The organism is Pseudomonas sp. GD04019 (assembly GCF_029837695.1).
Lineage (GTDB): Bacteria > Pseudomonadota > Gammaproteobacteria > Pseudomonadales > Pseudomonadaceae > Aquipseudomonas.
In genome coordinates this window covers 173,771-192,537 of the sequence record NZ_JAOEEA010000001.1, presented here as the reverse complement: position 1 = coordinate 192,537, position 18,767 = coordinate 173,771, and the positions used below count along the sequence as shown (strand labels likewise).

Annotated in this window: 22 protein-coding genes and 1 pseudogene; 10 read left to right on the top strand and 13 right to left on the bottom strand. The window is 67.4% G+C overall.

Features of this window, described 5'->3' with window-relative positions; translation table 11 throughout:
- Positions 1–5: 5 nt before the first annotated feature.
- The 10 genes from N7607_RS01010 to N7607_RS00965 all read right to left on the bottom strand — a co-directional run bounded on the left by N7607_RS01010 (position 6) and on the right by N7607_RS00965 (position 8,296).
- The gene (locus tag N7607_RS01010; RefSeq protein ID WP_279866689.1) at positions 6–497 is read right to left on the bottom strand and encodes a nitrate reductase cytochrome c-type subunit; all 492 of its coding nucleotides are present in this window, start codon (positions 495–497) and stop codon (positions 6–8) included.
- 10 nt (positions 498–507) lie between these two features.
- On the bottom strand, positions 508–3,012 hold the full coding sequence (gene napA / locus N7607_RS01005) for a nitrate reductase catalytic subunit NapA (RefSeq protein WP_279866688.1): 2,505 nt from the start codon (positions 3,010–3,012) through the stop codon (positions 508–510).
- A 24-nt stretch (positions 3,013–3,036) separates the two neighbouring features.
- Positions 3,037–3,303 (bottom strand): chaperone NapD, encoded by a 267-nt coding sequence (locus N7607_RS01000; RefSeq protein WP_279866687.1) that lies wholly within the window; start codon positions 3,301–3,303, stop codon positions 3,037–3,039.
- Between the two features lie 35 nt (positions 3,304–3,338).
- Entirely contained in the window at positions 3,339–3,506 is a 168-nt protein-coding gene (gene napE, locus N7607_RS00995) for a periplasmic nitrate reductase, NapE protein (protein ID WP_279866686.1), read from the bottom strand.
- A 114-nt stretch (positions 3,507–3,620) separates the two neighbouring features.
- The gene (locus N7607_RS00990) at positions 3,621–4,019 is read right to left on the bottom strand and encodes a hypothetical protein (RefSeq protein WP_279866685.1); all 399 of its coding nucleotides are present in this window, start codon (positions 4,017–4,019) and stop codon (positions 3,621–3,623) included.
- Between the two features lie 166 nt (positions 4,020–4,185).
- A complete protein-coding gene (locus N7607_RS00985; RefSeq protein WP_279866684.1) occupies positions 4,186–5,235 on the bottom strand; it encodes an alkene reductase in 1,050 nt (349 codons plus the stop codon).
- A 16-nt stretch (positions 5,236–5,251) separates the two neighbouring features.
- Complete coding sequence (locus tag N7607_RS00980) at positions 5,252–6,421, bottom strand: MFS transporter (protein WP_279866683.1); 1,170 nt, start codon at positions 6,419–6,421, stop codon at positions 5,252–5,254.
- A 59-nt stretch (positions 6,422–6,480) separates the two neighbouring features.
- Positions 6,481–6,786, bottom strand: a complete 306-nt coding sequence (locus N7607_RS00975) for a helix-turn-helix transcriptional regulator (RefSeq protein ID WP_279866682.1) — start codon at positions 6,784–6,786, stop codon at positions 6,481–6,483.
- Positions 6,787–6,971: 185 nt separating this feature from the next.
- Positions 6,972–7,139 carry a rubredoxin gene (locus tag N7607_RS00970; protein ID WP_279866681.1) on the bottom strand — a complete coding sequence of 56 codons (168 nt, stop codon included), beginning with the start codon at positions 7,137–7,139 and terminating at the stop codon, positions 6,972–6,974.
- Positions 7,136–8,296: an alkane 1-monooxygenase gene (locus tag N7607_RS00965; RefSeq protein WP_279866680.1), complete on the bottom strand. Its 1,161-nt coding sequence runs from the start codon at positions 8,294–8,296 to the stop codon at positions 7,136–7,138. The genes N7607_RS00970 and N7607_RS00965 overlap by 4 nt, the downstream gene beginning before the upstream one ends.
- A 125-nt stretch (positions 8,297–8,421) precedes the next feature.
- Between N7607_RS00965 and N7607_RS00960 the strand changes: the two genes are divergently transcribed.
- Genes N7607_RS00960 through N7607_RS00950 form a run of 3 tightly spaced genes read left to right on the top strand, consistent with a single transcriptional unit; the run spans position 8,422 to position 10,554 of the window.
- A complete protein-coding gene (locus tag N7607_RS00960) occupies positions 8,422–9,447 on the top strand; it encodes an AraC family transcriptional regulator (protein WP_279866679.1) in 1,026 nt (341 codons plus the stop codon).
- Positions 9,444–10,037, top strand: a complete 594-nt coding sequence (locus tag N7607_RS00955; RefSeq protein WP_279866678.1) for an ACP phosphodiesterase — start codon at positions 9,444–9,446, stop codon at positions 10,035–10,037. Before N7607_RS00960 ends, N7607_RS00955 begins: the two co-directional genes overlap by 4 nt.
- Positions 10,038–10,068: 31 nt before the next feature.
- Positions 10,069–10,554, top strand: a complete 486-nt coding sequence (locus N7607_RS00950; RefSeq protein WP_279866677.1) for a hypothetical protein — start codon at positions 10,069–10,071, stop codon at positions 10,552–10,554.
- Positions 10,555–10,558: 4 nt separating this feature from the next.
- Here the strand turns inward: N7607_RS00950 and N7607_RS00945 are convergent, their stop codons facing one another.
- Positions 10,559–11,335 carry a lysophospholipid acyltransferase family protein gene (locus N7607_RS00945; RefSeq protein WP_279866676.1) on the bottom strand — a complete coding sequence of 259 codons (777 nt, stop codon included), beginning with the start codon at positions 11,333–11,335 and terminating at the stop codon, positions 10,559–10,561.
- Positions 11,336–11,508: 173 nt separating this feature from the next.
- The gene (gene olsB / locus N7607_RS00940; RefSeq protein WP_279866675.1) at positions 11,509–12,252 is read right to left on the bottom strand and encodes an L-ornithine N(alpha)-acyltransferase; all 744 of its coding nucleotides are present in this window, start codon (positions 12,250–12,252) and stop codon (positions 11,509–11,511) included.
- A gap of 137 nt (positions 12,253–12,389) precedes the next feature.
- Between olsB and N7607_RS00935 the strand changes: the two genes are divergently transcribed.
- The 7 genes and pseudogenes from N7607_RS00935 to N7607_RS00905 all read left to right on the top strand — a co-directional run bounded on the left by N7607_RS00935 (position 12,390) and on the right by N7607_RS00905 (position 18,085).
- Positions 12,390–13,268: an acyl-CoA dehydrogenase gene (locus tag N7607_RS00935; RefSeq protein WP_279866674.1), complete on the top strand. Its 879-nt coding sequence runs from the start codon at positions 12,390–12,392 to the stop codon at positions 13,266–13,268.
- Positions 13,269–13,340: 72 nt separating this feature from the next.
- Positions 13,341–13,514: pseudogene (locus N7607_RS00930) on the top strand (acyl-CoA dehydrogenase); the annotation flags it as partial.
- Positions 13,515–13,916: 402 nt separating this feature from the next.
- Entirely contained in the window at positions 13,917–14,702 is a 786-nt protein-coding gene (locus tag N7607_RS00925) for an MBL fold metallo-hydrolase (protein WP_279866673.1), read from the top strand.
- Between the two features lie 89 nt (positions 14,703–14,791).
- Positions 14,792–15,901, top strand: coding sequence for a serine hydrolase (locus N7607_RS00920; protein ID WP_279866672.1), 1,110 nt, complete (start codon positions 14,792–14,794; stop codon positions 15,899–15,901).
- A complete protein-coding gene (locus tag N7607_RS00915) occupies positions 15,898–16,227 on the top strand; it encodes an amidase (RefSeq protein ID WP_279866671.1) in 330 nt (109 codons plus the stop codon). Before N7607_RS00920 ends, N7607_RS00915 begins: the two co-directional genes overlap by 4 nt.
- A 116-nt stretch (positions 16,228–16,343) precedes the next feature.
- Positions 16,344–16,931: a YceI family protein gene (locus N7607_RS00910; protein WP_279866670.1), complete on the top strand. Its 588-nt coding sequence runs from the start codon at positions 16,344–16,346 to the stop codon at positions 16,929–16,931.
- Complete coding sequence (locus tag N7607_RS00905; protein WP_279866669.1) at positions 16,928–18,085, top strand: phosphatidylserine/phosphatidylglycerophosphate/cardiolipin synthase family protein; 1,158 nt, start codon at positions 16,928–16,930, stop codon at positions 18,083–18,085. The genes N7607_RS00910 and N7607_RS00905 overlap by 4 nt, the downstream gene beginning before the upstream one ends.
- Here the strand turns inward: N7607_RS00905 and pdeM are convergent.
- On the bottom strand, positions 18,060–18,746 hold the full coding sequence (gene pdeM / locus N7607_RS00900; RefSeq protein WP_279866781.1) for a ligase-associated DNA damage response endonuclease PdeM: 687 nt from the start codon (positions 18,744–18,746) through the stop codon (positions 18,060–18,062). The two genes, N7607_RS00905 and pdeM, sit on opposite strands and share 26 nt — an antisense overlap.
- Positions 18,747–18,767: the final 21 nt, after the last annotated feature.

The following is an 18,767-nucleotide window of genomic DNA, read 5'->3' as shown; positions in this document are numbered from 1 at the left end:
CCTCCTCAGGGCTTGCCGGTGGACGTGCCGGCGGCTTCGCGCTGGAGCAACTGGTCGATGTTCTCGAAGTCGTTGCCGACCAGCGGCTGCACCTCCATCTGCGCCACGTGGCATTGGGTACAGAAGTAGCGCCGCGGCGCCACGGCGGCCAGCGGTTGGCCGTCGCGATCCATGTAGTGGGTGATGCTGATCATCGGCGCCTGGGTACGCGCGCTGCTGGCGCGGCTGTGGCAGGTCAGGCACTTGTTGCTGTTGATGTCGATCAGATAGCCGCGAATGCTGTGCGGGATGGTCGGCGGTTGCTCGGGGTAATTGCGCTCGCGGCGCAGGTCCTTGTTCTCGTCGTTGGGCAGTACCGGGGTCGGCGCCTCGTCGGCGATGGTGCCGCCGGGGCGGCGTCCGTCCGGTGCCGGTGCGTTGAGCGGGTAGGCGAGGTCGTCGGCCAGCAGCGGCAGGCTGCACAACAGGGCCAGGAGCGCGATGGTGATGCGTTGCATGGCTGTCTCCTCAGGCCAGGCTGACCAGTTCGATGCGCACCGCGCACTTCTTGTAGTCGGTCTGCTTGGAAATCGGGTCGGTGGCGTCCAGGGTGACCTTGTTGATCAGCTTGTTGGCATCGAAGAACGGCACGAACACCAGGCCCTGCGGCGGCTTGTTGCGTCCGCGGGTCTCGACCCGGGCGCGCATCTCGCCGCGCCGGCTGATGACCTTCACCTCGCTGCCGCGGCGCAGCTTGAGTTGCTGGGCGTCGTCGGGGTGCATGTACACCAGGGCGTCGGGCACCGCCTTGTACAGCTCTGGCACCCGCGCGGTCATGCTGCCGGTGTGCCAGTGCTCCAGCACCCGGCCGGTGCTGAGCCAGAACGGGAAGTCCTTGTCCGGCGCTTCCGCTGGCGGCTCGTAGGGCAGGGCGAAGATGATCGCCTTCTTGTCCGGGTAGCCGTAGAACTGCACGCCGCTGCCCTTGGCCACATAGGGGTCGTGGCCCTCGCGGTAGCGCCAGCGGGTTTCCTGGCCTTCCACCACCGGCCAGCGCAGGCCGCGGGCCTCGTGGTAGGCGTCGAACGGCGCCAGGTCGTGGCCGTGGCCGCGGCCGAAGGCGGCGTACTCCTCGAACAGGCCCTTCTGGATATAGAAGCCGAAGGCATCGGCCTCGGCGTTGGCGTAACCCTTGGCACGCTCGTCGTTGGGGTAGGCGTCGACCTGGCCGTTCCTGTACAGCACCTCGAACAGGGTCTTGCCCTTCAGTTCGGGGGCCTTGGCCAGCAGCTCGGCCGGCCACACCTCGTCGGTGGTGAAGCGCTTGGAGAATTCCACCAGCTGCCACAGGTCCGAGCGCGCCTGGCCCGGCGCCTTGACCAGCTGATGCCAGAACTGGGTACGGCGCTCGGCATTACCGAAGGCGCCTTCCTTCTCCACCCACATGGCGCTGGGCAGGATCAGGTCGGCGGCCTGGGCCGAGACGGTGGGGTAGACGTCCGAGACGATCACGAAGTTGTCCGGATTGCGCCAACCCGGCAGCACCTCGCCCATGATGTTGGGCCCGGCCTGCATGTTGTTGCTGACCTGGGTCCAGTACACGTTGAGCACGCCGTCCTTGAGCATGCGGCTCTGCTGCACGGCGTGGAAGCCGGGCTTCTCCTGGATGGTGCCGGGCGGCAGCTTCCAGATCTTCTCGGCGGTGGCGCGGTGTTTCGGGTTGGCCACCAGCAGGTCGGCGGGCAGGCGGTGGGAGAAGGTGCCGACCTCGCGTGCGGTGCCGCAGGCGGAAGGCTGGCCGGTGAGGGAGAACGGGCTGTTGCCCGGCTCGCTGATCTTCCCGGTGAGCAGGTGGATGTTGTAGATCAGGTTGTTGGCCCACACCCCGCGGGTGTGCTGGTTGAAGCCCATGGTCCAGAACGACATGACCTTGCGCTTGGGATCGGCATACATCTCGGCCAGCTTCTGCAGGCGCTCGGCGCTGACCCCGGACTCCTTGGCCGCGCGTTCCAATGTGTAGGGTTTGACGTACTCGGCGAACTGCTCGAAGGAGATGTCGGTCCAGGTATTGGCCTTGTCGGCGTTCTTCGCCTTCTGCTCCAGCGGGTCGGTGGGGCGCAGGCCGTAGCCGATGTCCTCGGCACCGTGGGCGAACTTGACGTGCTTACCGATGAAGTCCTGGTTCACCGCGCCGCTCTGGATGATGTGGTTGGCGATGTAGTTGAGGATGATCAGGTCGGTCTGCGGCTTGAACACCATGGGGATGTCGGCCAGGTCGAAGCTGCGGTGCTCGAAGGTGGACAGCACGGCGACCTTGACCTGCGGCGCGCTGAGGCGGCGGTCGGTAACGCGCGACCACAGCACCGGGTGCATCTCGGCCATGTTCGACCCCCACAGCACGAAGGTGTCGGTGGCCTCGATGTCGTCGTAGCAGCCCATCGGCTCGTCCATGCCGAAGGTGCGCATGAAGCCCATCACCGCCGAGGCCATGCAGTGGCGCGCGTTGGGGTCGATGTTGTTGCTGCGCAGCCCGGCCTTCATCAGCTTGTTGGCCGCGTAGCCTTCCCACACCGTCCACTGGCCGGAGCCGAACATGCCGACCGATTCCGGCCCCTTGGCCTTGATCGAGGCCTTGAACTTCTCGGCCATGATGTCGAAGGCCTGGTCCCAGGTGATGGCCTGGAACTCGCCCTGCTTGTCGTACTTGCCGTCCTTCATGCGCAGCAGCGGCTCGGTCAGGCGGTCGCTGCCGTACATGATCTTCGACAGGAAGTAGCCCTTCACGCAGTTGATGCCGCGGTTGACCTCGGCCTTGATGTCGCCGTGGGTGGCGACCACCTTGCCGTCGCGGGTGGCGACCATCACGCTGCAGCCGGTGCCGCAGAAGCGGCAGGGCGCCTTGTTCCAGTCCAGGCGGGTCATGTCCGCCTCGGTGATCAGGTTGCTGGCGCTGCTGAAGATCGGCAGGCCCACGGCGGCCGCGGCGATGGCGGCGGCGTTGGCCTTGGCGAATTCACGTCTGCTCAGTTTCATCAGGCATCTCCGATGCTGGGCCCTTCACGGATGGGCGGGCGAGTCCTGTTCTTCGAGGACTTCGTGGTAGACCAATGCGGCGTTGAGCACGCCTGGCAGGTTCTGGATGGCGTCGAGGGTGGTGAGAATCTGCGCCTCGTCCTCCGCTTCGAGCACCACGACCAACTTGCCCTGGGGGCTTTCCTGATGCAGTTCGAGGCCGGGCAGCCGGCGCAGGTTGGCCTTCACGGCCACCATCAGGGCGGGTTGGGTATGTACGATCAGGCTGGCGATCTGAATGCTGTCTGGCACTGCTGCTCGGCTCCGAATGTGTTGGCTTGCGGGCGCTACACGGGAGGGCCGGGCGGACCGGCGAACAGCTGGTACATCCAGACGAGGAAGCCATAGCCGCCGACGACGGCTACGGAGAGGATGGGGAACAGGCAAACCACAAGGAACAGGAACAATCGGGTTTCCTTGCCTTTGCTGTCGTCAGGCTTGATCTCGGCGGTCATGGCGACGCATCTCCTTCTACGACAGCATCAGCCTAGACCATGACGTCGAATGGCACTACTCAATGTGCGGCTATTGCGCGGCGACTGATCGTCTCGGCACTGAGGTTTGCAGGGCTAGCCGCCCAGCAGATCGTAGGAGTCGAGCAGGCGGTAGGCGATTTCCGGCTGGCGTTCCAGGCCGCGGCGGATGGCGGCGGGGATGGCCTGGCGGGTCTTGCGGCACAGGCCCGGCAGTGCGCCGATAGTGATGGCGATGCCGCGCATGCTGCGCACCTCGTTGAGGCCCGGCGCCACTTCCACGCGGATGCCGAGCTGCTCGTACATGCGCTGCTGCATGTGCCGCAGGTCGTCCAGGCTCTTGAGGTTTTCCAGGCGCTCTAGCAGGCGCTGCTCCTCGTTGCGGGTCAGCAGCAGAATGCGCACGTCGCTGCCGGGACTGTCCAGCAGCCGCTCGCGTTCGCAGTCGCAGGCGCCGGGCGGGCAGGGTTGGCGGAGCTGGGGAGGGGAGGACATGGGTGTCGATCATAGTCAGCCCGCTTCGTGCTTGCCCAGCGGGCAGGCCGACCTCCCGTCGGCCCCCGCGACCGGTGCTCAGGTGGCGCAGCGTCACATGGCCGCTTGTGTACGCCCATGAAAAAGCCCCGCCTGAGCGGGGCTTGGTGCATCCGGGTCGATGCGGTTACAGGCGCGGGTAGTCGATATAGCCGACCGGGCCCTGGGCGTAGAACAGCTCCGGGCGCGCCTCGTTGAGCGGGGCGTCCTGGGCCAGGCGCTCGACCAGGTCCGGGTTGGCGATATAGGGCACGCCGAAGGCCACGGCGTCAGCCTTGCCGTCCGCCAGCCAGGCGTTGGCCTGCTCCTTGGTGAAGCGCTCGTTGGCGATGACCAGGCCGCCGAACTGTTCTTTGATGAAGGGCGTCAGGCTGTCCTCGCCCTCACGCTCGCGGGTGCAGATAAAGGCCACGTCACGCTTGCCCAGCTCGCGGGCGACATAGCCGAAGGTTTCGCGCGGGCTGTCGTCGCCCATGTCATGCAGGTCGCGGCGCGGCGACAGGTGCACGCCGACGCGATCGGCGCCCCACACCGAGATCGCCGCGTCGGTGACCTCCAGCAGCAGGCGCGCGCGGTTCTCAATGGAGCCGCCGTACTGGTCGCTGCGCTGGTTGGTGCTGCTCTGCAGGAACTGGTCGAGCAGATAGCCGTTGGCGCCGTGGATCTCCACGCCGTCGAAGCCGGCGGCCTTGGCGTTCTCGGCACCGTGGCGGTAGGCCTCGACGATATCGGCGATTTCCTCGGTTTCCAGGGCGCGCGGGGTTTCGAAACCCTTCATCGGACGCACCAGGCTGACGTGGCCGGCCGGGGCGATGGCGCTGGGGGCGACCGGCAGTTCGCCATTCAGGTAGATGGGGTCGGAAATACGGCCGACGTGCCACAGCTGCAGGAAGATACGCCCGCCGTTGGCGTGCACGGCGCGGGTGATTTTGTGCCAGCCGCGCACCTGGTCCTCGGACCAGATGCCGGGTGTGTCCGGGTAGCCCACGCCCATCGGCGTGACCGAGGTGGCCTCGCTGAGGATCAGGCCGGCGCTGGCGCGCTGCACGTAGTACTCGGCCATCAGCGCGTTGGGCACGCGGCCCTCGTCGGCGCGGCAGCGGGTCAGTGGGGCCATGATGATGCGGTTGGGCAGCTCCAGGCTGCCGAGCTTGATGGGGTCGAACAGGGTAGTCATGGTGCAGCCTCCAGGCTTAGTCGAGCAGGGCTTCGGCAGGGCTTGCGCTGCTGCCGAAGGAGAAAGTGAGCAGGGCGGCGACCAGCGCCAGCGCGGCTAGCACAGCGGCGGCCAGCGGTACGCTGGTCAGCCCCAGGCCCTGGCTGATGACCAGGCCGCCGACCCAGGCGCCGAGGGCGTTACCCAGGTTGAAGGCGCCGATGTTGAGGGTGGCCACCAGGTTGGGTGCGGCCTGGCCGAAGTTCATCACGTTGACCTGCAGGGCCGGCACGGCGGCGAAGGCGGCCATGGCCCAGAGCAGCAGGTTGATCTCCAGCGGAATCAGCAGCAGGCTGGTCCAGCGCACGAGGGTTGAGAACAGGGCCAGGGTCAGCAGGATGGCGGCCAGGGCCTTGGCCAGGTTCCAGTCGGCCAGGCGCCCGCCAATCAGGTTGCCGAGGGTCAGGCCGACGCCGATCAGCAGCAGGGTCCAGGTGATGCCGCGCGGCGACACGCCGGTGACCTCACCGAGCAGCGGGGCGATATAGGTGAACAGGGCGAACACGGCGGCGGAGAACAGCACGGTGGTGCTCAGCGCCAACCACAGCCCGGCACCGCGCATGGCTTTCAGTTCGCCACGCAGATCGGCCGGCTCCTGTTCGCGGTTGCTCGGCAGCACGCGCCACAGGCCGATAAAGGCGATCACCCCGATCACGGTCACCGCCCAGAAGGTCGAGCGCCAGCCGGCGTATTGGCCGAGCGCGGTGCCCAGCGGCACGCCGAGCACGTTGGCCAGGGTCAGGCCGGTGAACATCAGGGCCACGGCCGAGGCCTTGCGGTTTTCCGGCACCAGGCTGGCGGCGACCACCGAGCCGATGCCGAAGAAGGCGCCGTGGCAGAGGGCGGTGACCACCCGCGCCACCATCAGCAGTTCATAGTCGGCAGCGGTGGCGCAGAGCAGGTTGCCCAGCACGAAGATGCCCATCAGTGCCAGCAGGGCCAGCTTGCGCGGCCAGTTGGCGGTAACCAGGGCCATGAATGGCGCGCCGAGCGCTACGCCGAGGGCATAGCCGGTGACCAGCCAGCCGGCGCCGGGGATGGACACGCCGAGGTCGGCTGCCACCTCGGGCAGCAGGCCCATGATGACGAATTCCGTGGTGCCGATGGCAAACGCGGACAGAGCGAGGACGAGAAGCGGTAACGGCATGGTGCCGGCTCCTGAAAAAACGGTTGGGAAGAGGTGGCCTGCTGCGGGCAGGCATCCGCTCAGAGCTGGGCGTCGAGGTTCCTGAGGAAAGCCTGGATGGCCTCCTCGTTACGCTTGAAGAAACTCCACTGGCCGACCTTGCGACAGGTCACCAGGCCGGCACGCTGCAGGGTCGCCAGGTGCACCGACACGCTCGACTGGGACAGGCCGCAACGCTCGAACTTGCCGGCGCAGACGCCGAGCTCCAGCGGGTGGTCCTGATCGGCGAAGTGCTTTTCCGGCTCCTTCAGCCACTGCAGGATCTCGCGCCGCACGGGGTGGGCGAGGGCCTTGATGATTTCGTCGATGTCGATGGGGTCGGTCATGGCGCTGCTGTCGTGTATCGGGTTGAGGCGAACTCTATATCGGGTTGTCCCGATATAGAGATCGTTTGTGCCGATACTGACCATCAAGGCAACTGATGAGATGGGGAAGTCGGTAGGAGCGAGTTCTGCTCGCGAAGCGTTCAGCGCGCAGTGGTTCGCGAGCAGAGCTCGCTCCTACGAGGGGATTACTCCGGCAGCGGCTCGAACTCGTCCTTCACCCGGATGGCGCAGTCCGGGCAGGCAAAGTCGTCCGGCAGTTCTTCCCAGGGTGTGTCCGGCGCGTAGCCATGGTGCGGCTCGCCTCTGGCTTCGTCGTAGCAGTAGCCGCATTCCGGGCAGCGATGACGGCTCATGCGCTCTGCTCGCTCAGGCCGTAGCGGCGCATCAGGCGTTCGCGGTGGCCGGGCTGGAAGTTGATGCGCGCCGCATCGGCATGCACGGCAACGATCAGTCGTGGATTCATCATCCGGAACCACAGCGGCGGCACGTAGGCCACCAGGTACATGCCGAAGTAGCCGCTGGGCAGGCGCGGCAGATCGGGGAAGTTGCGCAGCGACTGGTAGCGCCGCGTCGGGTGGGCGTGGTGATCGGAATGGCGCTGCAGGTGGAACAGCGCCCAGTTGGAGAACAGGTGGTTGCTGTTCCACGAATGGTGCGGCTGGCAGATCTCGTAGCGGCCGCTGTCCAGCTTGCGGCGCAGCAGGCCGTAGTGTTCCAGGTAGTTGGCCGAGGTCAGCTGGAAGGCGCCCCACAGGGCGGTCAGCAACAGATACGGCAGGATGGCGAGGCCGAACGCGAGGGTCAGCCCGCCATAGAGCGCCAGGCTGGCCAGCGCCGGTTGCAGCACCTCGTTGTCCAGGCTCCAGGTGCGCTGGCCGCAGCGCGCCAGGCGTTCCTTTTCCAGCTGCCAGGCGCGGCGGAAGCCGCCGGGCATCTCGCGCAGGACGAAGCGGTAGATCGACTCGCCCATGCGCGACGAGGCCGGGTCCACCGGAGTCGCCACGTCACGGTGGTGGCCACTGTTGTGCTCGATGTAGAAGTGCCCGTAGCAGGCCAGGGCCAGCGCCAGCTTGCCCAGCCAGCGCTCCAGCGCGCTCTTCTTGTGGCCCATCTCGTGGCCGAGGTTGATGGCGAAGCCCAGGCCGCCGCCGGTGCTGATGATCATCGCCAGCACGCCGTACCAGGCCAGCGGCTGGGTGGCGACGAAGGCGGTGGTGGCGATAAAGGTCGCCCACAGCACCGGCACCAACAGATAGGTGATCCAGCGGTAGTAAGGGTCGGCCTCCAGCGCCGGCACCTCGGACTCCGGCGGATTGCTCGGGTCCTCGCCGATCAGCGCATCGAGCAGCGGCACGCCGAAGTAGAAGAACACCGGCGACAGCCAGAGCCAGGCGTCGTGCGGCGCTACCAGCAGGTACAGCGCGGGGCCGATCAGCCCCAGGCAGGGGACGAACAGCGACAGCAGCCACAGCGGGCGTTTGCGGTCACGGTAGGGCAGGGTGGTGGGCATTGTTGTTCTCTCCACGGTTCTTCGACCTGGGTCCAGCATGCGCTGGCGCGGCCAGCGGCATAACCGTTGAGCTGGGCAGAAAATCGTCATATGGTGACAGTCCACTCCGCGCGGGGACCGCCGCCATGGACCCGAACCTCGCCCCGCTGCAACCCTGCCTGCACCCCATCTACGCTCGCCTGCGGTGCGCGGCGCTGCGCCAGCGCGGCTTCGGCGAAGCCGAGATCCTGCACGGCACGGGGCTGGACTGGGCGCACCTGCACCGCGACAACCGCCCGCTCAACTTCGCCCAGGTGCAGCGCCTGATCCGCCGCGGCATCCAGCTCACCGATTGCCCCTGGCTGGGCCTGGAAGTCGGCTGCGCCATGCCGGTGTCGGCCCACGGCCCGGTGGGCTACGCCGCCGCCCTGTGCCCGGACCTGCGCGGCGTGCTGGCGGTGCTGGAGCGCTTCAGCGTGCTGCGCCTGTCCAGCCTGCGTCTCGGTGGCGAGATCGAAGGCGAGCGCTACCGCATCTGCGTCGAGGAGCTGTTCGACCTGGGCAACGTGCGCGAGCACATCTTCACCAGCCTGGCAGGCGTCTGCCTGCGCCTGCTGGAGGCGGTGTGCGGCGTGCTGCCGGACGACTGCCTGGCGTTCAGCTTCCCCTTCGCCGAACCACCCTGGTCGGCGCGCTATCGCGAGCTGCTCGGCCCCGGCGTCAGCTTCGGCGCCGAGCGTTTCAGCGTCAGCCTGCCGCTGGAATGGCTGGATCGCCCCAGCCTGAGTGCCGATCCCCAGGCCGCGCGCATCGCCCTGCGTGACTGCGAGCACCAGCTGCAAGGCGCCAGCCCCGGCGGCGACTGGACCAGCCGGGTGCAGCTGCGCCTGGTGGCCTGCGAGGGCAGCTACCCGACGCTGGAGCAGCTGGCGGACGAATTCCATCTGTCCGAACGCACGCTGATCCGCCGCCTGCGCGACGAGGGCGTGCACTACCAGCAACTGCTCGACGAGGTGCGTCAGGAGCTGGCCTGCTGGCTGCTGCAGAGCACACCCTTGAGTGTGGAGGCGGTTGCCGAGCGCCTGGGTTATCGCGATACCAGCAACTTCAGCCGCACCTTCCGCCGCTGGCTGGGCATGACGCCCAACGCCTGGCGCAAGGGGGCTGCATGAACTACCTGGCCCACCTGCACCTGGGCGGCGACGCCCCGCAGCAGCTGCTCGGCAGCCTGTACGGCGACTTCGTCAAAGGACCGCTGGCGGGGCGGTTTCCGGCCGAGATAGAGGCGGCCATCCAGCTGCATCGGCGCATCGACGCCTTCACCGATCGTCACCCGCTGGTCGAGCAGGCGCGCTCGCGCTTCCCTGCCGAGCGCCGGCGCACTTCGGGGATTCTGCTCGACCTGTTCTTCGACCATTGCCTGGCCCGCGACTGGGCCGAGTTCGCCAGCGAACCGCTGCCGCAGTTCACCGGCCGCGTATACCAAGTGCTGGCCGCCCAACCCGAGTTGCCGGAGCGCCTGGCCTATATCGCCCCGCGCATGGCCGCGCAGGACTGGCTGGGCAGCTACAGGGATTTCGCCGTGCTGGAGCAGGTGCTGCTGGGCATGAGCCGGCGCCTGTCACGCCCGCAGATGCTGGCTGGCGCCATGGGCGAACTGGAGCGGTTGTATGAACCGCTCAGCGCAGACTTTCGTGAGTTTTATCCGCAGTTGCAGGTGTTTGCTATGGAGAATTGCGGCATGCCCGGTAATTGCAGTTAGATGCAGGCTTTGCCCTGGAGCCTGAGAGTGTATGAAGAGAGCCTTGTTACTTCTTGGTGTTCTGGTTCTGGCAGGGTGCGGCCATAGTCGGATGAATTACACACCTGTTCCTCCGGATACCTTTGCCGAAGCGCAATCGGTAGTGGAGCAGGTTTTCCTGGAAGACTACGTGGCCGAGCAACGCCCGCAGTCGGTAGTGGTGGGACCGGAGTACATCCTGCTTTCCGATGGGGTGGTGACGACGGGTGAAGGTGTGGCGAGCGCGGCGCCAATAGGAACGGGCGCGATAGCTGTGGGCTCGTCCAGAAGCGTCACCCGAGAGGCGGGGCAGCGCATCTACTACAACTCCCTCGGCGAAAGCACTTTGCATTCGAGGAAGTTCAAGGCGAACAGGTATGTGATCCTGATCCGCAACACCGAAGGGGCGACCCTGCGGAGGATCAACACTACCAACCTAGCTAAGGCTCAGCGTTTCCTAGATGCGTTGGCATTTCTGCGAAACCAGCGCATCCGCTGATCTTTCAGGCCGCTTCTCGTACTTTCTCCTGTCCGTCTTCGCCGAACAACGCCACCTGCACCGCTCGCTGCGCCTGGCGCGCCAGCACATTGCGTTCCTGGCCGGCGCTGGCGATGGGGGCGAGCAGCTGGATCTGCACCTTGGCGCGATCCGCCGCGAACAGGCGCAGCAGATGCGAGGGCAGGTCGTCGTCGCCGATAAAGGGGGCGATTAGATCGGTCTCGCCATCGCGCAGGTAACGGATCGCCACCGGTTGCAGCGGCGTGCCGGTGTCGATGGCGCTGGTCAGCAGGCGGCCGTGGAAGGTGCGTACCTGCAGGCCATCGGTGGTGGTGCCTTCGGGGAAGATCAGCAGATGGCGCCCGGCGCTCAGGTGGCGATGCAGCTGGCGGGCGAGCAGGGCGCTGTCCCCGGAACCACGACGGATAAACAGGGTACCGGCCTTGTGCGCCAGCCAGCCGGCCAGCGGCCAGGTGCGCACCTCGGCCTTGGACAGGAAGGACAGCGGCAGCAGCTGGCCGAGCAGCGGGATATCGGTCCACGACACATGGTTGCTCAGCCACAGGTGCGGGCCCTGCGGCAGCTCGCCCCGCACCTCGACCTCGAAGGGCAGGGCAGCACTCAGGCGTCGCATGAACCAGGCGGTGAGGCGCTGGCGCAGGCCCATCAGGTCGCCGCGGCGCAGGCGCTCGGCCAGGGCGACGCCGCTGGCCAGCAGCATGCCGAGCAACAGCACGGCGGCCAGGCGGATAAGACGCAGGTAGAGGCGGAGTTTGATCATCGTGGCTCTCAGAGGCTGGTGGAAGGACCGCTAGAACCTGTTTCGGGTCTTTTGAGCTAGAGCCAGGCAAGGCGAAATTGGGCGAGGACGCGGAGTCTACGAAGTGTAAATGAGCAGTCCGAGCCCGATTTCAACGCAGCATGGTCGACGATCAAGAGAGCCGGGACAGGTTCTCAGACGGCAGCCTTGAAGTGGCGGGCGTAGCGCGGGCACAGCTCGTCGCGCTTGAGCAGGATGAACACGTCGGCGACCTGGAAGTCCTGGTCCCAGCACGGCTCGCCGCACACCTTGGCGCCCAGGCGCATGTAGGCCTTGAGCAGCGGCGGCATCTCGGCGATGACATTGCCCGGCAGGTCCATGGCCGGCAGCGGGTTGCGCGGTTCGGCGCGCAGGTGTTCGGTGCACAGGTGGCGTTCGCGCAGGCGCTGCATGATCGCCTGGGCCTGGATGCCGCCGTCCTGCATGGGGATGCTGGCGCAGCCCATCAGGTAGCGATAGCCGCCCTCGTTGAGCACTTCGGCCAGCTCGCTCCACAGCACGGCGATGGTGCCGCCGTTGCGGTAGGCCGGGTCGACGCAGGTGCGGCCGATCTCCAGCACCGGGCCTTCGAGGTGGGCCAGGCCGTGCAGGCTGAACTCTTCCTCGCTGTAGTAACGCCCCAGGCTGGCGGCGGCCTGGTGGTCGAGCAGCCGGGTGGTGGCCACCAGCTTGCCGCTGTTCAGGTCGCGCACGCCGATGTGGCGGCAGTGCGGGTCGTAGTCATCCATGTCCAGGCCCAGCTCGGCGCCTTTCAGCTTGGCATCGAACTCGCGGCTGAACACGGCGTAGCGCAGGCTCTGGGCTTCACGCAGCGCATCCGGGCCGATCAGACGTTCGGCGTGCAGGCGGCGTTCGGCAGTTCGGGCGATCTGGGTCATCGATTAGCCTCCGTGAGCCAGCCTGCGATGGGTTGCGGCCGGTCGATGTTGTTGGGCAAGCTCAGGCTAGGAAGACCCGGTGTCACCTCCATGAAGATTCGGTGATGCTTGTGTGACAGACGACGAGGACTCATGTGATGCCCTGGCAACCCCTGCTGGAAACCCGCGACCGCCTGAGCGCGAGCAACCTGGACGACTGGTACGCCGCGCTGCTGGAGCGCGTCGACGATGGCGGCCCGTTCGCCCTGGCCGTGCTCGGCGGGCGCCTGGCGGCCACGCCCGGTCTGGCGTTTCTCGCCGGCTACCAGGGCGCGTTGCGCGCCTTGTGGCCGGCGGCGCCGCTGAGCCTCGGCGCGCTGTGCGTGACCGAGAACCGCAGCACCCGCCCGGCGGACCTGCAGACCCGTCTGAGCGGCCTGCATCTGTCCGGGCGCAAGGACTTCGTCACCGCCGCCGATGCCGCCGACTGGCTGCTGGTGGCGGCGCGGGTGGAAGAAGAGGGCGCACCGCGCCTGGCCGTGGGCGTGGTGCGCAGCGGCGCGCCGGGTGCGCGGATCGAGCCGCTGCCGGCGCTGCCGCTGATGCCGGACATCGGCCACGCCCGCCTGCACCTGGACAACAGCCTGTGCGAACTGCTGCCGGGCGATGGCTGGGACAGTTACGTCAAACCCTTCCGCAGCATCGAGGACCTGCATGTGCTGGCGGCGTTGAGCGCCTGGCTATATGGCGTCGGTCGCGACAGCCAGTGGCCGCAGGATCTGCTCCTGCGTCTGCTGGCGCTGCTGAGCGGCTGCGCCGAGGTGGCGCGGCACAACCCCAGCGATCCGGTCACCCATTTGCTGCTGGCCGGGCTGTTCGCCCAGTTCAAGGCCCTGCGCCCGGAACTGGACGCCGCCATCGCCGCCGGCCCGCAGCAGTGGGCGGCGCTGTGGGCGCGCGACTGCAACCTGCTGGAAGTGGCGCGCACGGCCCGCGAGAAACGCCTGGAAAAAGCCCTGGCGGAGCTGCAGTTGTAGGGTGGATCGCGCTTCACCGATCCACCGCGCGGGGCCATGGTGGATGAGCAGAGCGTCATCCGCCCTACGTCCCTGGCCGGGCTGTTCGCCCAGTTCAAGGCGCTGCGCCCGGAGCTGGACGCCGCCATCGCCGCCGGTCCGCAAGAATGGGCTGCGCTGTGGGCGCGCGACTGCAATCTGCTGGAAGTGGCGCGCACGGCCCGCGAGAAACGCCTGGAAAAAGCCCTGGCCGAACTGCAGTTGTAGGGTGGATCGCGCTTCACCGATCCACCGCGCGGGGCCATGGTGGATGAGCAGAGCGTCATCCACCCTACGTCCCTGCTTCGTAGGGTGGATCGCGCCCCATCGATCTGCCGGGCGTGAGGCTAGTAGATGCAGAAAGTCTTATCCGCCCATGTCCCTGTGCTCCAGGCAGTAGGGTGGATCGCGCTTCACCGATCCACCGCGCGGGGCCATGGTGGATGAGCAGAGCGTCATCCACCCTACGTGGCTGGCGTAGAACGTCACCCCTCTCCCCTCGGGAGAGGGGCGGGGGTGAGGGCGCTGCCGGCAACGCGCGGCTATTGCCTCCCTCGCGCTTGATCCAGATCAGTACGCCTGTGCAGACCCGCCCCTAAGCTCGCCTCGCTCTGTTTTCCCGAGGTGTACATGCGTCGCGAGCCCATCGTGCTGTTCGATAACGGCACCCATCAATGCCTGATGTTCGATGACCTGGTCAGCGGCGAGGGTGTGCAGTCCAACCAGTTCCTCATCACCGACCACGAGCAGTACCTGCTGCTCGACCCGGGCGGCGACCTGACCTACACCCCGCTGTCGCTGGAGCTGTCCAAGCACATCCCGGTACAGGCGCTGACCTATATCTTCGCCTCGCACCAGGACCCGGACATCATCGCCTCCCTGGACAAGTGGCTGCTGCACACCCGCGCGCGGGTGATCTGCTCCAAGCTGTGGTCGCGCTTCCTGCCGCACCTCACCGCCAACTACCTGGCCCTGAGCCACGGCATCTGCACCTACGACCGCATCATCGCCCTGCCGGACCGCGGCCAGAGCATTCCGCTGGGCCAGTGCAACCTCAAGGCGGTGCCCGCGCACTTCCTGCATTCGGTGGGCAACTTCCAGCTGTACGACCCGGTGAGCAAGATCCTCTTTTCCGGCGACATGGGCGCCTCGATGGTCGACGACGCCAGCCCGGTGCGTGACTTCGCCGCGCACATCCCCAACATGGCCGGTTTCCACCGGCGCTACATGGCCAGCAACAAGGCCTGCCGCTTCTGGGCGCAGATGGTGCGCGAGATGGACGTGGCGATGATCGTGCCGCAGCACGGCCGGCCCTTCGTCGGTGAGCAGATGATCAACGCCTTCCTCGACTGGATCGAGCAGCTGGAGTGCGGCCTGGACCTGATGACCCAGCAGGACTATCGCCTGCCGGACTGATTCGTCTCGCGCTGTGGCGCGATTGGCGCTGTTTTACTTCACCGTCGCCGTGCTAGCGTCGGCTCCTCCTAAATTTGCGAGCGAGCCCGATGCCCCTTGCCCTGTTGCGTCGCACCGCCCTGGCCGGCTGCCTGTTGGCCGCCGGCCCCCTGGCCGCGGAAACCTGGCCGGCCGAGGACTGGAGCAGCCAGCCGGCTGCCGCCAGCCCGGCCATCCAGGCCCTGGACGACTATGCCTTCCCCTCCCGCGATGAAGCCGCCCGCACTGGCGTGCGCAGCGATGCGCTGCTGGTGATCAAGGACGGCGTGATCGTCTACGAACGCTACGCCGCGCCGACCACCCAGCAGACCCCGCACCTGACCTGGTCGATCAGCAAGAGCCTGTTCGCCAGCGTGCTCGGCACGGCCTACGGCGAGGGGCGTTTCAAGCTCGATGATGCGGTGGCCAAGCATTACCCGCCGTTCACCGCACATCCCGACGTGAAGATGGGCCACCTGCTCAACTGGGCCTCCGGCCTGGCCTGGCAGGAGGACTACGAGTACGCGCCGCTGAAGTCCTCGGTGGTGGCCATGCTCTACACCCGTGGCCGCGGTGATATGGCCGCGTTCACCGCCGAGCATGGCCTGGACGCGGTGCCGGGTACGCGCTTCCGCTATTCCAGCGGCGACAGCAACGTGCTCGGTGCCAGCCTCAAGTCCATGGTCGGCGAGCAGGCCTACGCCGACTACCCCTGGACCGCGCTGTTCGAGCCGCTGGGCATTCGCTCTGCGGTGTGGGAGCGCGATGCCAGCGGCACCTTCGTCGCCTCGTCCTATGCCTACATGACCGCCCGCGACCTGGCCCGCGTCGGCCTGCTGATGCAGCGCGACGGCCGCTGGGGCGAGCGCCAGCTGCTGCCGCAGAGCTGGGTGGCGTTCAACCGCACGCCGTTCGCCAACTACCAGCCCAACCCGGAGAAGCCGTACGACGCGGTGCCAGGTGGCCAGTGGTGGCTGAACGTGGCGCTGGAGGGCAAGGCCAAGCCCTGGCCGGACGTGCCGGAGACCACCTTCGCCGCCCTCGGCCACTGGGGCCAGGGGCTCTACGTGCTGCCGGCGCAGAAGCTGGTGGTGGTGCGCTACGCCGACGACCGCGACGGCAGTTACAGCCATAACGAATTGCTCAAGCGGGTGCAGGCCGCCTTCGGAGAACAGCCATGATCCGCCGCCGCCCCTTCCTCTCCGCATTCCTCCTGCTGCTGATCGGCCTGGCCCTGCTGGCCTGGGTCAACCGCGTGCACCTGGCGTCCTTCCCCGGCATCGTCGGCGCCTACTCGGCCAAGGAGTACTGCTCCTGCCGCTACGTCAGCGGCAATCCGGCCGACTACTGCGTGAGCTATGTGAAGCTGTACATGCCCCTGAGCGAGCTGCGCGACGATGCCGAGCGCAGGCGGGTGACCGCGCGCGGCCTGGGCAGCACGCAGACCGCCGCCTGGCTGGGCCAGCGCCAGGGCTGCCAGCTTCAGGTCGAGGCCGATCCGCTCTGAGCACACCGGCCGTTGCCGGCTGCTTAGTGCTCTGCCACAGCTTGCAACGGCCCGGCGTTTGGCAAGGGCGAGCAGGGCCGCTATCGTTGCGCTCAAACCGCAACACAAGTGAGCCCATGGCCAAGCCCCTTCGCATTCTGACCGGCGCTATTCTCGCCACGTGCCTGGCCCTGCCGGCGCAGGCCGCCTGGTACCTGGACAACGAGTCCTCGCGCCTGTCGTTCATCTCCACCAAGGCCGGCAATCTCTCCGAGGTGCATCGCTTCCTCACCCTGCACGGCAAGATCGACGACCAGGGCGCGGCGCGCCTGCGCGTCGAAATGGATTCGGTGAGCACCGGCATCCCGGTCCGCGACGAGCGCCTGCGCAACCTGCTGTTCGCCACCGAGGAGTTCCCCGACGCGCACATCATGGCCCAGCTCAACCTGGCGCCGATCACCGACCTGGCCCCCGGTGCCCAGCTGGAGCTGAGCCTGCCGGTACAGGTGGAGATCCGCGGGCGCAAGCACGCGTACATGGCCGAGCTGCTGGCCACCCGCCTGGACGACCAGCGCTTCCAGGTGGTGACCCTGGCGCCGCTGGTGCTGCACGCCGAGCACTTCGGCTTGGAGGAGGGCGTCGAGGCCCTGGCCAAGGCGGCCCGGTTGTCCAACATCAGCCTGTCGGTACCGGTCGGCGCGGTGATGATTTTCACCTCGCGATGACAGGCGCCATCTTCCCCTGGAAATCCGGCAACCGCTTCGAGCTGATGATCGACGGCCCGGCCTTTATGCCGGCCATGCTCGCCGACATCGCCTCGGCCCAGCAGTTGGTGCTGCTGGAGCTCTATCTGGTGGAAGATGGTCACTGCAGCGCGGCGCTGGTGGAGGCGCTGTGTGCCGCCGCCGGGCGCGGTGTACGGGTGTACTGCCTGTTCGATGGCTTCGGCTGCCTGCGCTTCGGCCAGGCCTCGCGTCAGCGCCTCACCGACGCCGGCATCCAGCTGCGCCAGTACAACCCGCTGCGCTGGCGCCGCGGCCTGCGCAACCTGTACCGCGACCACCGCAAGATGCTGGTGGTGGACGAGCGCTGCGTCTACGTCGGCGGCACCGGCGCCACCGACGAGTTCTGGAGTACCCAGGCCCAGGACGACTACTGGCACGAGGTCATGGTGCGTATCGAGGGGCCGTTGCTGGCGCACTGGCGCTCACTGTTCGAATACCAGTGGCTGGCCTGCGAGGGGCGCAGTCCCTGGCGTCCGGGCCAGGCGCCGGGGCTGGCCCACCTGCCGCCCTGTCCGCCGGCCGGACGTGGCATGGGCCGGGTGGCCTACGCCGACTCCAGCCAGCACCTGGACATCGTCCAGTCGCTGTTGCGCAGCATCGGTCACGCCAAGCGCCGGGTGTGGCTGGCCACGCCGTACTTCCTGCCGAGCCGCAAGGTGCGCCGCTTCCTGATGCGCGCCGCCGACCGCGGGGTGGACGTGCGCCTGCTGCTGACCAGCCGCAACACCGATCATCCGCCGGTGCGCTTCGCCGGCCAGCGCTACTACCCGCGGCTGCTGAAAGCCGGGGTGCGCATCTTCGAATACCAGCCGCGCTTCCTGCACCTGAAGCTGGTGCTGGTGGACGACTGGGTCAGCGTCGGCTCGTGCAACTTCGACCACTGGAACCTGCGCTTCAACCTGGAAGCCAACCTCGAGGCCCTCGACCCGCAGCTGACCGCAGCGGCCGCCGACAGCTTCCTCACCGACTTCGAGCACAGCCGCGAAATCACCCTGGAAGACTGGCATCGCCGCCCGCTGTTCAAGCGCATCCAGCAGCGTTTGTGGGGCTGGCTGGATCGCCTGGCGGTCAACCTGCTGGACCGTCGCCGCTAGCCACCGGCCACACCCCACCATCACCGACCGCATACAGCCGCCGTCCCGGTTGCGGGTCGACCTGCATGCCACCGGTGAACGCGCCGAAGGCCGGCAACAGGCATACGCCGTCATCCAGGCTGAAGCAGGGCAGGCGCAAGCGCTGCCGGCCGCGGCCACGCAACACGCACACCGGGTGCACGTGGCCGGCCAGCACCTGGTGGCTGGGGTGCGGATCGGGCTCGTGCTGCAGGGCGAACGGGCCGAGCAGATAGGGCTCGGCCACCACCCGGATATCCAGCGTAGCCGGCGGGTCGCCGGCGCTGCGATCGTGGTTGCCGCGAATCAGCAGGATCGCCAGCTCGGCGTTGCGCTCGCGCCACGCCTGCAGCGCCGCCAGGGTGGCCGGCGCGCGGGATGTGCGAGCGTGCAGGAAGTCGCCGAGGAAGATCAGCTGCCGGCACGGGTAATGCGCCAGCAGCGCGTCCAGGCGCTGCAGGTTGTTGCTCGTGGTGCCCTGCGGCACCGGCTGGCCGAGGGCGCGATAGGCCGCCGCCTTGCCGAAGTGGATGTCGGCGATCAGCAATGCGTCGCCAGCGGGCCAGTACAGCGCCTTGTCGGCCAGCAGCCAGACTTCCTCGCCGGCGAGCTGTATGGCGAGGGCGGGCGTAGGCGCGTGGATCGGGTTGATGACGGTGCTCCT

Excerpts from the sequence above, each read along its gene's own strand:
- N7607_RS01010 (WP_279866689.1), bottom strand. The coding sequence starts at position 497 with ATGCAACGCATCACCATCGCGCTCCTGGCCCTGTTGTGCAGCCTGCCG.
- napA (WP_279866688.1), bottom strand. The coding sequence starts at position 3,012 with ATGAAACTGAGCAGACGTGAATTCGCCAAGGCCAACGCCGCCGCCATC.
- napE (WP_279866686.1), bottom strand. The coding sequence starts at position 3,506 with ATGACCGCCGAGATCAAGCCTGACGACAGCAAAGGCAAGGAAACCCGA.
- N7607_RS00990 (WP_279866685.1), bottom strand. The coding sequence starts at position 4,019 with ATGTCCTCCCCTCCCCAGCTCCGCCAACCCTGCCCGCCCGGCGCCTGC.
- N7607_RS00985 (WP_279866684.1), bottom strand. The coding sequence starts at position 5,235 with ATGACTACCCTGTTCGACCCCATCAAGCTCGGCAGCCTGGAGCTGCCC.
- N7607_RS00980 (WP_279866683.1), bottom strand. The coding sequence starts at position 6,421 with ATGCCGTTACCGCTTCTCGTCCTCGCTCTGTCCGCGTTTGCCATCGGC.
- N7607_RS00975 (WP_279866682.1), bottom strand. The coding sequence starts at position 6,786 with ATGACCGACCCCATCGACATCGACGAAATCATCAAGGCCCTCGCCCAC.
- N7607_RS00970 (WP_279866681.1), bottom strand. The coding sequence starts at position 7,139 with ATGAGCCGTCATCGCTGCCCGGAATGCGGCTACTGCTACGACGAAGCC.
- N7607_RS00965 (WP_279866680.1), bottom strand. The coding sequence starts at position 8,296 with ATGCCCACCACCCTGCCCTACCGTGACCGCAAACGCCCGCTGTGGCTG.
- N7607_RS00960 (WP_279866679.1), top strand. The coding sequence starts at position 8,422 with ATGGACCCGAACCTCGCCCCGCTGCAACCCTGCCTGCACCCCATCTAC.
- N7607_RS00955 (WP_279866678.1), top strand. The coding sequence starts at position 9,444 with ATGAACTACCTGGCCCACCTGCACCTGGGCGGCGACGCCCCGCAGCAG.
- N7607_RS00950 (WP_279866677.1), top strand. The coding sequence starts at position 10,069 with ATGAAGAGAGCCTTGTTACTTCTTGGTGTTCTGGTTCTGGCAGGGTGC.
- N7607_RS00945 (WP_279866676.1), bottom strand. The coding sequence starts at position 11,335 with ATGATCAAACTCCGCCTCTACCTGCGTCTTATCCGCCTGGCCGCCGTG.
- olsB (WP_279866675.1), bottom strand. The coding sequence starts at position 12,252 with ATGACCCAGATCGCCCGAACTGCCGAACGCCGCCTGCACGCCGAACGT.
- N7607_RS00935 (WP_279866674.1), top strand. The coding sequence starts at position 12,390 with ATGCCCTGGCAACCCCTGCTGGAAACCCGCGACCGCCTGAGCGCGAGC.
- N7607_RS00925 (WP_279866673.1), top strand. The coding sequence starts at position 13,917 with ATGCGTCGCGAGCCCATCGTGCTGTTCGATAACGGCACCCATCAATGC.
- N7607_RS00920 (WP_279866672.1), top strand. The coding sequence starts at position 14,792 with ATGCCCCTTGCCCTGTTGCGTCGCACCGCCCTGGCCGGCTGCCTGTTG.
- N7607_RS00915 (WP_279866671.1), top strand. The coding sequence starts at position 15,898 with ATGATCCGCCGCCGCCCCTTCCTCTCCGCATTCCTCCTGCTGCTGATC.
- N7607_RS00910 (WP_279866670.1), top strand. The coding sequence starts at position 16,344 with ATGGCCAAGCCCCTTCGCATTCTGACCGGCGCTATTCTCGCCACGTGC.
- N7607_RS00905 (WP_279866669.1), top strand. The coding sequence starts at position 16,928 with ATGACAGGCGCCATCTTCCCCTGGAAATCCGGCAACCGCTTCGAGCTG.